We start from the raw sequence: 13,418 nt of genomic DNA, 5'->3' as shown, positions 1-13,418 counted from the left end.
AGGCCCGGTTAAGTAATCCCCAGCGGGGCATATCCGCCATGATGCATCCAGCCTGAGCGGCAAGGTGTGTATGCCTTTTGCAGGGGCTGTATATGCCTCTTAGATTTGCTTAAATGAAAAAGACGAAAAAGCAGGGTCAAAACCGTGATTCCGGATCACGGTTTTGCCTCGGCCGGACGTGCGAAATTCATCAGAATTTCGGACGGCCTGCCGGGGTTGCCCTGCTTTTTCGTCTTTTTCATTTTAGCAAATCTTGATACATATACCGCCCCTGCAAAAGACATACACACCTTGCCGTTCAGGCGGCCCCACATCTCGCGCATCTCCCCGCTATTGACTCAACTGACTCATATAATTATTGATGGAGTCATAGTTTACCTGGGCTACAGGTCTTTCTTTCCCCGCTTCATGTGTCTGGTATGCCGAGTATCCCAGCCATCCGACTAAAGCTATTACTGCTAAGCTGAGCACTGTTTTGCGCACAACATTCATAATTCTCTGCTTTTTAACTATTTTCTTCCTGTTGGCCTTTTCTTGTTTGTATCTATCTACTTTTTCCTGGCTCATCTTTAAACTCCTTCGTGTTTCTTTTTGAGATCATTATCCGGTCTCACTGCCTAAAAGCATTTTATCACAAACTTTTCTATATCACAACTATAATTCCACCGTCGCTTGCATACATTGTGCTGATCCCGGCTGTATCTATAATGAAGCTGGTCTTTACGTGAATCTTTTCTAAAAGCATCCGCTGTACTTCCAGCGCCCTCTCTTCACAGTTACAGTGGGAAATCGCTAGTATCTTTTCCTCCGGCATCTCCAGATCTTCGATTATGTGATCCGCCATTTTTGCCAGCGCCCTTTTCATGCCTCTTGCCTGTCCCAGCTGACAGATGACGCCCTCGGGTTTTGCACCCATGACCGGCTTGATGTTCAAAGCGCTTGCCACGATTGCCTTAATACCCGACAGCCTGCCGTTTTTTCTCAGGGTATCCAGGGTCTCAAGTACAAAATAAGTATTCTGCCCGGCGATATATCTTTCAACGGTGTCAATCACCTCTTTGAATGTCATTCCCCGGTCTTCGCATTCCTGTATCTTCATCGCAATCAGGGTCTCCCCCACGGATGCGGAACGAGAATTGAAAATATAGATGTCCTTTTCTCCATATTCTTCTTTGTAAAGCTTTCTGCCCAGCTCCGCGCTGTTATAGGATCCGCTCAGTTCCGCAGACAGAGTAACCGCGTAAACCCTGTCCGCCTCACAGTGATATCTCTCCATGTATTCTTCCGGCGACGGGCAGGATGACTTGGGACATTCCGGGCTTGCCGCCACGCGTCTCAAAAAATCTGCCTGGTCAAATGTCTCATCGTCTATGATCCGGACTCCGCCCACTTCCATACTCAGGGAAGCTGTCTCAAAAAGTCCGCTTTTTTTCATATCTTCTGTTAATTCACCACAGCTGTCTACAATTACTTTATAGCTCATATTATATCCTCCCACACTACAAATAGTGCATTTCGCATCTATTATATGTAGTTTTAAATACTACATACTAATATAGCACACTTTATATCGTATGAAAAGATATTTTTTTAATTACCCGTCACTCAATTTGATTTTTCTGGATATTCCCAGTGCAATCCCCATCTCCGTCATCAAAAACAAGATGGATGTCCCCCCATAACTAATGAAGGGAAGCGTAATTCCTGTTGTAGGAATCAAGTTGGTAACAACCGCAATATTCAGAATTACCTGAAGTGCAATGTGGGCAAAAATCCCGGTGGCAATCAGGGAACCGTACAGATCGGGCGCATTTCTGGCTATAAACATCAGCCTGTACAATAAAAGGCCAAACAAGACCAGAATCACAATTGCACCGAAAACCCCCAGCTCCTCGCAGACAATAGACAGAATCATGTCATTCTGCACTTCCGGAATTACCCCGAGTTTCTGTGTACTGTTTCCAAGACCTTTTCCAAAAAATCCGCCGGAACCGATTGCATACAGCCCCTGCATTACCTGGAAGCCGCCTTTGTCCGCGTGGTTTTCCGGATCCAGCCATGTAATGATCCGGCGCAGACGAAAGTTTTCACTTGTGGTAATGGTCGCCGCCATCACGGAAATCCCCACGACCGCCACTGCGGTAAATGCTCCCGCCACCGCGATAAAAGGCTTTGTCTTAGGGTGAACTACAAAAATCAGTATGCAGGTGATCGCCATCACAATAATCGCCGTACTCAGATTGTCTGTCAGAAACATGACTCCCCCGGCCGCAATTACGCCGAATGCCATAATCCTCACAATCCCTTCCCTCGTATTGATTTTCTTTCCCAGCCTGCACAATTCATAGGATATAAACAATATCACCGCTATCTTGGTTATCTCGGATGGCTGCAGTGTCAAATTTCCAGGCAGCTGGATCCATCTTCTGGCTCCATATATTTCAATTCCCAGCGGTGTCTGTACCAGAGCCATCATAATCATCGCGAATATGTAAAGTTCAAACGCAAACGCACCATATATATGATAGTCAATCTTGGATACTATAAACATAGCGGCAAAACTTAAAACACTGATGACCGCCTGTTTAGAAAAATAATACATATCGTTCTCAAAGTCTGACTGTGCGCTGTAGGCGCTGGTACTGTAGAGCATCACCAAACCAAAGCACATCAGAAAAATGATCACCAGCAGCAGATCGTAATCAAAATACCGGATGCCCTTTTTCACCCGCTGCTTCCTTCCGGCCTTTTTCTCCGCAGGCGGCGGAGAATGCGGAACGCTCTGCATGGGCCGTGTTGCGTCCGGCCTCTTTCTCCTGGCTTCTATACTGCCGCCATCACTGCTGCCTCTGCCCGGCGGCGTTGCACGCTTCCTCCCGTTATTTCGAATCGGCTGCACTGTCCTGCTTCTCATGATATCTCCCCTGTTCCTGAATTTTTACAAAAGATCTCGTCTGTTTACTCCTGCCAGGTATTATTGTGGCATTTTACGAAAACAGACGCGCTAAAACAGCCGGCCGCCATCGACTCCGGCCGGCTGTCCTTCTTTTCCTATCTGCTGCTCATAGCCGGATGCACCGGTTTGCCATGCTCAAAAAATCTGTCATACCACACAAGGAAAATATAGACCGTCCAGATCTTACGGCTGTTGTCTGTTTTCTCATTTGTATTCTTACCATCCTTATGCTCATCCAGCATTTTCACCAGCATGTCTGTATTGAAAAACTTCTCCGCCGCTTCGGATGTAAACATCTTTTTTACTATATTATAATACTTCTCTTCCCTCAGCCAAACTCTGATCGGAATCGGAAAGCCCAGCTTTTTCTTTTCTGCTGTCTTACTCCGTATTACTTTATCTGCTGCCGCCCTCAGGGCCACCTTAGTCCTCGGTGCGCGCACTTTATAATCCAGCGGCAGGGTCTCGGCCAGTTCCAGCACCTCCCTGTCCAGAAACGGCACTCTGACTTCCAGCGAATTAGCCATTCCCATCTTATCGCCCTTCATCAGGATATCGTGCACAAGCCACAGATGCAGATCCACATACTGCATCTTCGTTACCGGGTCTTTTCCCTTTACCCGTTCGTAAAGCGGGCGTGTTACCTTCTGAATCCCCGGCTCACATCCTTTCTTGAGCAAGCGGCTGGCTTCTCTCTCCGTAAAAATATTCGTAGCATTTGCAAAATAACGCTCCTCCAGTGTCTTGCCGTGCCTCATCAGGAATCCTCTCCCCTTCACTCCTCTTGGCAGACAGCGCTCCGCAAACTTACCAAGCACTCTTCTGATGCACATGGGAATCTTATTAAATGCGGTATGCTCCAACGGTTCACAATATATGTTATAGCCTCCGAAAAGCTCGTCAGAGCCTTCTCCCGAAAGTACTACTTTTACCTTCTTGGCAGCCTCTTCACTCAAAAAATACAGGGCGATAGCAGCCGGATCAGCCACCGGTTCATCCATATAATACTGGATATCCGATAATTTGTCCCAATATTCCTCCGGCGTAATTACCTTTGCATCGTTCTGCATATTGATGCTTGCCGCAAATTCCTTTGCATCCTGAATCTCACTGTATTTCCCCTCGTCAAACCCTACGGTAAAGGTACGGTCCACCTGCCCCAGATACGTCAGATAACTGGAATCCACGCCACTTGAAAGGTAGGACGCAACCTCAACATCACTGATCTTGTGTTTTTCCACCGACTCTTTCATAACGTGTTCGATATCTTCCACAATCTCCTCAAAGGACTTCCTGCTGTTCCCCGTAAAATGCGGTTCAAAGTACCTGGTTATCTCCATCTTTCCGTTTTCATATGTGAAATAATGGCCCGGCTGAAGACAGAATACCCCCTTGAAGAAAGTCTCATTTGTGGGTACAAACTGAAAAGAGAGGTAATTTCCAAGGGCCGCCTCATTAAAGACTTTATCAAACTTTGGATGCTCCATAAATGACTTGATTTCTGAGCCGAACATCAGTGTACCATTCATCTGTGCATAATATAGCGGCTTAATGCCAAAAATATCCCTTGCCGCAAAAAGTTTTTTCTTCTTGATGTCCCAGATTGCAAATGCGTACATCCCGCGCAGCCTGTCCACAAGGTTCTCGCCCCACTCCTCATAACCGTGCAGAAGCGTCTCAGAATCCGTATTTGATACAAATATATGCCCGGCCTCCACCAGGTCACTCCGCAGGTCCTGGTAATTATATATCTCTCCGTTAAACACCAGCACCATGCTGCGATCCTCATTGTAAAGCGGCTGGTCTCCCACCGATGAGAGGTCAATGATGCTCAGCCGTCTAAAACCCAGCGCCGCATCCTCATCCACATACCTGCCCTCACTGTCCGGTCCTCTGTGTACGATCGTGTTCATCATATTGACCAGTACCTGTTCTCTATCTTCAACTTCTCCTACAAATCCTGCAAATCCACACATAAAAATTTATCTCCTTTTATTATGCCATCCTGTTCTACCGCGTATCAAAGGATACTCTACTATATAACTTGTCCTATATTATAGCTTTTTTTACATATAAAAACAACTTTTTTTAAAAGAAGGGAAATTGGCATGATTTTTGGCCAAAAATGATCAATTCCAAATAACATGTTTAACATAAGAAAAGCAGTGCATAAGAAGCACTGCTACTCTGATCGGGGTGACAGGATTCGAACCTGCGACCTCACGGCCCCCAGCCGTGCGCTCTAACCAAACTGAGCCACACCCCGCCTCACTTGTTCTATTATATAAGACTTTTGCCAAATTGTAAAGTGGAACCTTTTTAATTTTCTTCCATACTATAATATTGTAAATGATATGGAAGGAGATATCGCAAATGGCGAATTGTCAAAACAATATGCGCTACGGCAGACAAATGAACTATAATAACTGCCGCAGCATGCCGAACGGTAATAATAACTGCCGTCCTGCACCTGCCCCCATGCCAAGAACTGACCGCCAGTGCGGAGCACCGGAGCCTTGTGGATGCCGCACTCCAGAGCCACGCAAACCAGAACCATGTGGTTGCCGCACTCCAGAACCACGTAAACCGGAACAGTGCGGTTGCCGCGCTCCAGAATCCCGTAAACCAGAACAGTGCGGTTGCCACACTCCAGAACCACGTAAACCAGAACAGCGCGGTTGCCGCACTCCGGAACCATGCGGACATCATCCGGAACACCACAAACCAGAACAGTGTGAATGCCGCACTCCGGAACGCCATCCCTCACAGCCGTGTGGATGCCGTTATGATGCATTGGAAGATTTCCCAATTGCTATGGCATACGTGCCCTGGCAGAAATGGCGGAATTTATACGAACCTTGTAAAGGCTTCCAGAGAGGTACAATTTTTGAAGACCTCTCAAAACCATTTCATGGAAGAGGAGGGTGTAATCGATGAGTGAACGTCCATGCAAAAAAGATTTACTTGACCATATCAATGCGGTCAGCTTCGCGGTGGATGACGTGAAACTTTTTCTTGATACCCACCCCTGCGATGAAGATGCACTCGCTTATTTTCGCGAGTACAGCCGCATGAGAAATGAGGCTCTGAAAGAATATGCCGCATACTATGGTCCTCTTACAATTGATACCACTGTCTATTCCTGCGCTGACAGGTGGGACTGGATCAATGAGCCATGGCCATGGCAGGAAGGAGGATGTTAGTATATGTGGGGTTATGAAAAAAGACTGCAGTATCCAGTAAAAATTACACAGACCAACCCGAAAATTGCTCAGATCATTATTACACAATTCGGGGGACCCGACGGCGAACTCGCTGCTTCCATGCGCTATCTTTCTCAGAGATACACAATGCCTTACAAAGAGGTGACCGGTATTCTGACAGATATCGGTACGGAAGAACTGGCTCATATGGAGATGATCTGTGCCATTGTCCATCAGCTCACCAGAAACCTGACACCGGAAGAAATTGAGAAATCCGGCTTCGGTACCTATTATGTAGACCATACCCTTGCGCTCTGGCCGCAGGCGGCGAGCGGAATGCCGTGGACAGCAACTGTGTTCCAGTCAAAAGGCGATCCAATCACCGATCTCCATGAAGATATGGCTGCAGAACAAAAAGCTAGAACTACTTATGACAATATCCTGAGACTGGTGAAAGACCCAGAAGTCTGTGATCCTATTCGTTTCCTGAGAGAACGTGAGGTTGTTCATTATCAGAGATTCGGAGAAAGTTTGCGTATCGTTCAGGATAATCTGGACAGTAAAAACTTCTATGCCATCAATCCTGAATTCGATATTCGTCAGGACTGCGGCTGTAAATAAAGTGGCATCAGCAGGCTCTGTCAGTTGATGTAAACTCTTCATACGAACGGTTTATAAGTTTAAAATACAGGACGCTGCCTTACCATAAAGGCTGCGTCCTGTATTGTATTTATGCGGTATCTGCCGCTGTGTGTTCTTTTTATCCCTGCAGGAAATACATCGAAGAGGTCCTGCAGGTATATATCTGCGTTCCTATATGGCTATTCCGCCTTTGCACCTAATGTTACCTGATAGGTATTTTCAGTGTATTCCCCGTTACTTCCTGGAACCTGAACCGTCAGCGTCACGGTGTCACCTTTTGCATAATATCTTAACTGTTCTTTCAGTGTATTCATGCTGTCAATGGTAGTTCCATTCAATGCTGTTATAACTCCGCCCTTTGTCATTCCAGCTGCTTTTGCTCCGCCTCCGCTGGTAACATCTGTCACATAAACGCCAAGCGGCATATTAAATCTCTGTGCATTCTCAGAGGTCACATCAATACCTTCGATTCCCAGATATCCTCTGTCTGCTTCCGCAACTTTGGATTTTGTCTGCTGATTCATGAGATTTGTAATAATATCTGACACATCGCTGATCGGAATTGCGTAGCCGACACCTTCAACAGAGCTTCCTACGAGTTTGGAGGAGTTAATTCCGATAACCTCTCCGTTTGCATTCACCAAAGCGCCGCCGCTGTTACCTGGATTGATCGCTGCATCTGTCTGAATCAGTCTGACATCGCTGGTTGTTGTTTCACCTGTCATAGTGTCTGTAGTCGTACTCTCACGATCCGTCGCGCTTATAACACCAGTCGTAACAGACTGGCCGTATCCGAGTGCGTTTCCGATGGCAATGGCCGGCTCCCCAACTTTCAACTGAGTAGAATCTCCCAGGGTAGCTACTGCAATCTTATCCATTGTATCTTTGGAAATCGTATCCAGCGGCACGGCAATGACTGCCAGGTCATGGGACGGGTCTGTCCCTTTAATATCTGCCTCAAGGCTTGTGCCGTCATCGAATGTAACTGTCAGTGTCTCACTGCCTTCCACCACATGATTGTTCGTTACAATCAGAAGTTCCGAGTCATTCTGGGCTATGATAATACCCGTACCTGCACTCTCGCTTTGCTGCTGAGATATGCCTCCGAAGAAATCCTGCACCTGCTGGACGCTCATATTGGTGATTGAAACAATGGAAGGCATAACGCTCTCCACAACACCGGACACATCCGATGTGATGACACTGGATGTTTTGGTAAGAGAACTGCTGTTAACCGGAGCCGTATTCTTGGCCGTTGTATTAGACGACTCATTCAGACCCAGTACCTTACTGCCTACAATATTAGATGTTAAAAATGTTGCGCTGGAGACAACTCCAAATAATAGAGCGCATCCGGTTACTACCACAGCCTTGGGCATTTTCTTTTTTGGTTTTCTGCTGTGACTGTTATGATCCGGCTGGCTATTATACTGAGCATTCCCCTGCTGTCCTTCGGGATTGTAATAATTATATTGGTTTTCCATACAAATACCTTCTTTCTCTTGTATTTTATATTGATATAATAGCCGCTCTTTGTGATGGAATTGTGTTTATTTATTTAACAAATTTTGAAACAGCAGTTATTTTATTCAACTGTTACCGATTTAGCGAGATTTCTCGGCTTATCCACATCGCAGCCCCTGCCTACAGAAATATAATATCCAAACAGCTGAAGCGGGATGATAGCCAGGGAATTTGTAAAATAACGGTTTGTCTCCGGTATATAGATTACATAGTCAGCTGCGCGCTCTACCTCGTCGTTGCCCTCGTTTGTAACAGCCAGAACAAACGCCCCCCGGGTCCGGACCTCCACCATATTACTGATCATCTTCTTATACAAATTCTCCTGCGTCAGAACCGCGGCTACAAGCGTCCCCTCCTCAATCAGGGAGATCGTACCGTGTTTTAACTCACCTGCAGCATATGCTTCCGAGTGTATGTAAGAAATTTCCTTCAATTTCAAGGAGCCTTCCATAGAAATCGAATAATCGATTCCCCTTCCGATAAAAAATACATCTCTGGCCGCCAGATATCGATTGGCAAATTTCTGAATTCTGTTTTTATTATTCAGAAGCAGTTCTACCTGATCCGGAATCCGTTTCAAGTCCTCAATATACGTCTTTAGTTCCGCATCGGTTATTTTTCCCCGTACTTTTGCAAATTTCATAGCCAGCAGATACATCGCGATGAGCTGACAGGAATATGCTTTGGTGGTAGCCACCGCGATCTCTGGTCCTGCCCAGGTATACATGACATTATCGGCCTCCCTGGCAATGGAACTTCCCACCACATTTACGATTCCCAGAACCTTGGCCCCTCTTGCCTTTGACTCCCTCAGGGCCGCCAGTGAATCTGCTGTCTCACCCGACTGACTGATGATAACAACCAGGGTTCCCTCCTCAATGATGGGATCCCGGTATCTGTACTCCGAGGCCAGGTCCACTTCCACGGAAATCCTCGCCATTCCCTCGAATACATATTTACTGGTCATCCCTGCATGGTATGCGGAACCGCAGGCTACGATCATGATCTTGTCGATCTTTTGTATCTCCTCGTCCGTCATATTCAGCTCTTCGATCACGATATCACAGCCTTTGATGCGCGGTGAAAAGGTATCTGTAATCGCTTTCGGCTGCTCATACATCTCCTTCAGCATAAAGTGCTCATATCCGCCTTTTTCGGCGGCATCCACGTCCCATTCGATATGGGTGGACTCCTTTTCAATCGGTTCCTCATCCACATTGAAAAACTCCATGGAGTCCGCGGTCATTCTGACAATTTCTTCGTTTTCTATAAAATAGACGTCTCTCGTATACCTCAGCACTGCCGGCACATCGGATGCTATAATGCAGCCTCCCTCGGATTTGCCGACAATAAGCGGACTGTCCTTGCGTACCGCATAAAGCTCATCCGGATGGTCTTTAAACATAATTCCCAGCGCATAGGATCCCTCCATACGGTGCATAATCTTCGTGATCGTCTGCAGCGGATTTCCCTGGTAATAATAGTCCAGCAGATGGGCGATCACCTCCGTATCCGTATCCGATATAAATTCATACCCTTTATTTACCAGTTTGTTTTTCAGTTTCAGATAATTCTCTATAATTCCATTGTGTACAACGATGATACTCTCTTCTTTATTGAAATGCGGGTGTGCATTGACATCGGACGGTTCCCCGTGGGTAGCCCATCTCGTATGCCCGATTCCCACCGTTCCCGGCAGGGTCGCCCCGTCATGGGTCAGCTCATTCAGTACCTTGAGGCGGCCCTTGGATTTCTTCATCTCGATCTCCTGCCCGTCATATACTGCAATGCCGGCGGAATCATAACCGCGGTATTCCAGTTTTGCCAAACCGTCCAGCAAAATCGGGGCTGCCTGTTTTTCACCTACATATCCAACTATTCCACACATAATGTAACTCCCTTCATACTGTCTAACTCATCTGGTACAATAGTTCAGACAATTCTGAACTCTTACTTTTTCTGCATCTTACGGCAATGTATAAGGCGCCTGGTTAATTGCAAAATTAGGGTTATAGAACGGATCACCATTTTCCAGTATCTCCGGCCATTTCTTCTGAAATTTTTCTACTTCTTTCTCAAAACGTTTTAACTTTTCTGGAGTATCTTCGTAGCCTCTAGATTTTGATTCATAGTGATGCCACTCTGAAAATGCATTATAAACTATCAGTTTATCTGCTTTTCTTAATTTCAGGCAGAGATCCACATCATTGCAGGCAACAGCAAATTGTTCGTCAAAGCCGCCTACCTCCTCAAAAAGGGCCTTCTTGGTCATCAGGCACGCGGCTGTTACCGCACTATAGTTGCAGTTTATCCGGGCCCTCACCATATATCCATAGTCATCGCGCTTCAGTCCTACGTGTACATGTCCTGCATAATTTCCGAAACCAATGACTATCCCTGCATGCTGTACTGTATCATCAGCATACAGCAGTTTCGCTCCTACAGCTCCCACATCCTTCCGCATACAGATACCAAGCATCTCTGAAAGCGCAGATTCTGTTATCATCTCCGTATCATTGTTCAGAAACAGCAGATATTCACCGGCAGCATACTGTACACCAAAATTATTGATAGCAGAATAATTAAATCCTTCTTTCCAGTATACTACTTTAACATTGGAGTATTGCTCTTCCAGATATTTATAATATTCAAAGGTTTTCTTTTCGCTGCTGTTGTTTTCTATGATAATAAATTCGTAATTTTTATAAATACTCCGTTTCTGAATTGATTTAATACAGAGGTCTAAGTCCTCTATATGGTCTTTATTTGGTATAATAATAGATATTTTAGGATCTCCCGGAGTCGCATATTTTACATGGTACATTCCCCACAGTCCCACGTGCTCAACAGACGCTTCGATTCCAACTCGTTTTAAGTGCTCTTCGATTGCATGTTTTCCTGCTTCATATGCATACATTTTGCTTGCAGGATCACCGGCTACAGAATTCATATGAATTCTCCAATGATATAATATTTTCGGTATATGCCGTATCTTATCAGACTCTTCAATGCATCTGAACATCAAATCATAATCTTGAGATCCGTCAAATTCACTTCTGAACCCACCAATCTTTTTAATAATTTCTGTTTTAACAACGAAGAAATGCGTAATATAATTATGGGAACGGAATAAGTCCATGCTGAAATCCGGCTTAAAATTCGGATCATTGAACTCCGAACCGTCTCCTGTCATCTTATCCTCATCTGTATAGAGTATATCGTATCTGTATTCCTGTAATGCACTTGCCACTTCAAAAAGGGCATCCGGTGTCAGTACGTCATCATGGTCAAACAGCCCCACATAATCTCCGCTCACTAAATCCAGCGCTGCATTTGTATTTCCTGAAATACCAAGATTTTCTTTTAGTAAACAATATTTGATTCTGCTGTCCATGACAGCATACTCCTCAAGAATTCTTTCTACGTTTTCGTCACCACCGCTTCCGTCGGCAATACACAACTCCCAGTTCTGATAGGACTGATTCCTGACAGAATCAATCATCTCCCGTAAAAAAATCTCCGGAGTTTTATAAGTGGGAACAATAATACTGACTTTCGGCTGCCATGCAAATATGGTCTCTCTCTGCTTTTTCAAATCTGCTTCTGTTGCTTTATTTTCCTCAAACCACTGTTGATATGGTTTCCCCTGTGCATTTACACAGGACAAAATGTGATCCTTCAATCCATGCAATCCATTTTTCCGAAGGTACTTCATCCCTTTTTCTATGTTCTTTTTATTTAATGCCTTTACAAACCGTACTGCAAACTGCTTGCTGCGCTGTGCTCTCTCGTACTTTTTAAGTTTTACCGGATCAAGCCGGATCTTTTTCCGTTTCACCCCGTCTTCTATAACCAGTGTATAGCATTTTCCTGGATCGCATATAAATTCAACTATAAATCCGCATTCCACATTGTGCGCCTCAATGAGCCCTGCATCCTCTACATCTTTGCGCTTTGTCCTCTGCATTTTTACTTTTAGAGCCTTGCCCATATCATCCCTTACACTGACATGCACCTTATCTGTACCCGATGTAGATACTGCCCATCCTGATAGTATGATTTTCAGCGGCTCAACATGCACCCAGTCAATATTGTAAGAAATCGTACTCTCATCCTTTAAAGCAATGATCTCTTTACGGTCCATGGAGACAATACATTTTCTGTAACTGCCCCGGCGGATGTAAAGACGATAGCTTTCCGGAGTAACACCATTTTCGACATAAGTCTTTATGTGAAACCCGGTATCTGCAGCCGGACTATACTTTCCGTTAAACTTGCTTTGTACGTCAGGACGTACAATTTTTTTAATTCTGCTCTCCACCACTTTACCATTCACTTCTGATTCGTAGGTAAACGGCTTTCCTTTTTTCTCAAAACACCATCCATTTACACGAATATATCTTTCTGCCGGTTTTATTCTGAACTTTTTTTGATCAATATAATATTTAAAATCCATACAATCCTTCTCTTTCTGAATCTGCCTATTTGAATAACCTATACAAAAACTTAATGAACACTGCTACATATAATATAAATACCAACAGGACAATAAAGGTCTCCAGATCAAATCTTTCTGTTACTGCTTTAAGAATCATTGTTCCTGTTGTACTTACGCCTTTAATTGTGAGTTCCGTTCCTGCTTCTGTTTCAGGCTGAAAACTAAACCCTATTCCCTTAGATTCATCCACACTTTCGTTCTCAAAAATTATTTTGTACGTATTCCCCTTACAATTTTTCACAGTGTCAAATTTAAAATAATAAAAGCGTCCATTTGTTATTTTTTCAGCATCCGCAGTGCCCTGTGCCTCTAGCTTGCCGTCATTCATGTTTATCAATGAATATTTTACTTTCATTCCCGTAACATTCCCAATCACTTGGCACTTGGCACGAATTCCATCCAGTGTCTCCTCCTGACTTACAAAAGTCTGCTCTATTTCCGCTACAGCTCCTGTTGGAATATACTGACTGTTATCCACATTCTTATCATATACCAGATTATTTTTTCCTATATGGGCATACAAAAATGCAGCCGCGAGTATAAGAACAATTATAATCAGACTTTTTACTTTTTTCATCTTATCTCCTCAGCACTT

At 44.7% G+C, this 13,418-nt stretch carries 13 protein-coding genes and 1 tRNA gene; 3 read left to right on the top strand and 11 right to left on the bottom strand.

What is annotated here, in order from left to right; genetic code table 11:
• Positions 1–155 precede the first annotated feature (155 nt).
• From GKG43_RS09895 to GKG43_RS09865, 7 genes are all read right to left on the bottom strand, one after another.
• Positions 156–314 carry a hypothetical protein gene (locus GKG43_RS09895; RefSeq protein WP_154253291.1) on the bottom strand — a complete coding sequence of 53 codons (159 nt, stop codon included), beginning with the start codon at positions 312–314 and terminating at the stop codon, positions 156–158.
• A gap of 16 nt (positions 315–330) precedes the next feature.
• Positions 331–567, bottom strand: coding sequence for a hypothetical protein (locus GKG43_RS09890; protein WP_025655683.1), 237 nt, complete (start codon positions 565–567; stop codon positions 331–333).
• Between the two features lie 76 nt (positions 568–643).
• Positions 644–1,483: a DegV family protein gene (locus tag GKG43_RS09885; protein ID WP_055154991.1), complete on the bottom strand. Its 840-nt coding sequence runs from the start codon at positions 1,481–1,483 to the stop codon at positions 644–646.
• A gap of 111 nt (positions 1,484–1,594) precedes the next feature.
• Positions 1,595–2,914: a putative peptidoglycan glycosyltransferase FtsW gene (locus GKG43_RS09880; protein WP_129879053.1), complete on the bottom strand. Its 1,320-nt coding sequence runs from the start codon at positions 2,912–2,914 to the stop codon at positions 1,595–1,597.
• A 137-nt stretch (positions 2,915–3,051) separates the two neighbouring features.
• The gene (gene asnB / locus GKG43_RS09875) at positions 3,052–4,932 is read right to left on the bottom strand and encodes an asparagine synthase (glutamine-hydrolyzing) (RefSeq protein WP_129879052.1); all 1,881 of its coding nucleotides are present in this window, start codon (positions 4,930–4,932) and stop codon (positions 3,052–3,054) included.
• A 215-nt stretch (positions 4,933–5,147) separates the two neighbouring features.
• Positions 5,148–5,222, bottom strand: a tRNA-Pro gene (locus GKG43_RS09870).
• 69 nt (positions 5,223–5,291) lie between these two features.
• Positions 5,292–5,750, bottom strand: a complete 459-nt coding sequence (locus GKG43_RS09865; RefSeq protein WP_055153047.1) for a hypothetical protein — start codon at positions 5,748–5,750, stop codon at positions 5,292–5,294.
• Between the two features lie 20 nt (positions 5,751–5,770).
• Between GKG43_RS09865 and GKG43_RS23590 the strand changes: the two genes are divergently transcribed.
• From GKG43_RS23590 to GKG43_RS09850, 3 genes are read left to right on the top strand one after another with little or no spacing between them, the layout of a single operon-like run.
• Positions 5,771–5,893, top strand: a complete 123-nt coding sequence (locus GKG43_RS23590; protein WP_083487071.1) for a spore coat associated protein CotJA — start codon at positions 5,771–5,773, stop codon at positions 5,891–5,893.
• Positions 5,890–6,159 (top strand): spore coat protein CotJB, encoded by a 270-nt coding sequence (locus GKG43_RS09855; RefSeq protein WP_055153049.1) that lies wholly within the window; start codon positions 5,890–5,892, stop codon positions 6,157–6,159. The genes GKG43_RS23590 and GKG43_RS09855 overlap by 4 nt, the downstream gene beginning before the upstream one ends.
• A gap of 3 nt (positions 6,160–6,162) precedes the next feature.
• Entirely contained in the window at positions 6,163–6,780 is a 618-nt protein-coding gene (locus tag GKG43_RS09850; protein WP_050640920.1) for a manganese catalase family protein, read from the top strand.
• A 200-nt stretch (positions 6,781–6,980) separates the two neighbouring features.
• On the opposite strand, the gene GKG43_RS09845 is transcribed toward GKG43_RS09850, so the two are convergent.
• The 4 genes from GKG43_RS09845 to GKG43_RS09830 form a co-directional block, all read right to left on the bottom strand.
• A complete protein-coding gene (locus GKG43_RS09845) occupies positions 6,981–8,285 on the bottom strand; it encodes a trypsin-like peptidase domain-containing protein (RefSeq protein ID WP_129879051.1) in 1,305 nt (434 codons plus the stop codon).
• 101 nt (positions 8,286–8,386) lie between these two features.
• Positions 8,387–10,213: a glutamine--fructose-6-phosphate transaminase (isomerizing) gene (gene glmS / locus GKG43_RS09840; protein ID WP_129879050.1), complete on the bottom strand. Its 1,827-nt coding sequence runs from the start codon at positions 10,211–10,213 to the stop codon at positions 8,387–8,389.
• A gap of 78 nt (positions 10,214–10,291) precedes the next feature.
• Positions 10,292–12,781, bottom strand: a complete 2,490-nt coding sequence (locus GKG43_RS09835; RefSeq protein WP_083487070.1) for a glycosyltransferase family 2 protein — start codon at positions 12,779–12,781, stop codon at positions 10,292–10,294.
• A 25-nt stretch (positions 12,782–12,806) separates the two neighbouring features.
• Positions 12,807–13,400, bottom strand: a complete 594-nt coding sequence (locus GKG43_RS09830; protein WP_050640926.1) for a hypothetical protein — start codon at positions 13,398–13,400, stop codon at positions 12,807–12,809.
• Positions 13,401–13,418 lie beyond the last annotated feature (18 nt).

The organism is Eubacterium sp. BIOML-A2 (genome assembly GCF_009680135.1).
In the GTDB taxonomy this organism is placed as follows: domain Bacteria; phylum Bacillota; class Clostridia; order Lachnospirales; family Lachnospiraceae; genus Faecalicatena; species Faecalicatena contortus_B.
Note: the sequence above shows the minus strand (reverse complement) of the source record. Positions and strands in the feature narration are given on the sequence as shown.

What these genes read in the sequence shown, in the direction of transcription:
- GKG43_RS09895 (WP_154253291.1), bottom strand. Translation starts at nt 314, where the DNA reads ATGTGGGGCCGCCTGAACGGCAAGGTGTGTATGTCTTTTGCAGGGGCG.
- GKG43_RS09890 (WP_025655683.1), bottom strand. Translation starts at nt 567, where the DNA reads ATGAGCCAGGAAAAAGTAGATAGATACAAACAAGAAAAGGCCAACAGG.
- GKG43_RS09885 (WP_055154991.1), bottom strand. Translation starts at nt 1,483, where the DNA reads ATGAGCTATAAAGTAATTGTAGACAGCTGTGGTGAATTAACAGAAGAT.
- GKG43_RS09880 (WP_129879053.1), bottom strand. Translation starts at nt 2,914, where the DNA reads ATGAGAAGCAGGACAGTGCAGCCGATTCGAAATAACGGGAGGAAGCGT.
- asnB (WP_129879052.1), bottom strand. Translation starts at nt 4,932, where the DNA reads ATGTGTGGATTTGCAGGATTTGTAGGAGAAGTTGAAGATAGAGAACAG.
- GKG43_RS09865 (WP_055153047.1), bottom strand. Translation starts at nt 5,750, where the DNA reads ATGCATCATAACGGCATCCACACGGCTGTGAGGGATGGCGTTCCGGAG.
- GKG43_RS23590 (WP_083487071.1), top strand. Translation starts at nt 5,771, where the DNA reads ATGGCATACGTGCCCTGGCAGAAATGGCGGAATTTATACGAACCTTGT.
- GKG43_RS09855 (WP_055153049.1), top strand. Translation starts at nt 5,890, where the DNA reads ATGAGTGAACGTCCATGCAAAAAAGATTTACTTGACCATATCAATGCG.
- GKG43_RS09850 (WP_050640920.1), top strand. Translation starts at nt 6,163, where the DNA reads ATGTGGGGTTATGAAAAAAGACTGCAGTATCCAGTAAAAATTACACAG.
- GKG43_RS09845 (WP_129879051.1), bottom strand. Translation starts at nt 8,285, where the DNA reads ATGGAAAACCAATATAATTATTACAATCCCGAAGGACAGCAGGGGAAT.
- glmS (WP_129879050.1), bottom strand. Translation starts at nt 10,213, where the DNA reads ATGTGTGGAATAGTTGGATATGTAGGTGAAAAACAGGCAGCCCCGATT.
- GKG43_RS09835 (WP_083487070.1), bottom strand. Translation starts at nt 12,781, where the DNA reads ATGGATTTTAAATATTATATTGATCAAAAAAAGTTCAGAATAAAACCG.
- GKG43_RS09830 (WP_050640926.1), bottom strand. Translation starts at nt 13,400, where the DNA reads ATGAAAAAAGTAAAAAGTCTGATTATAATTGTTCTTATACTCGCGGCT.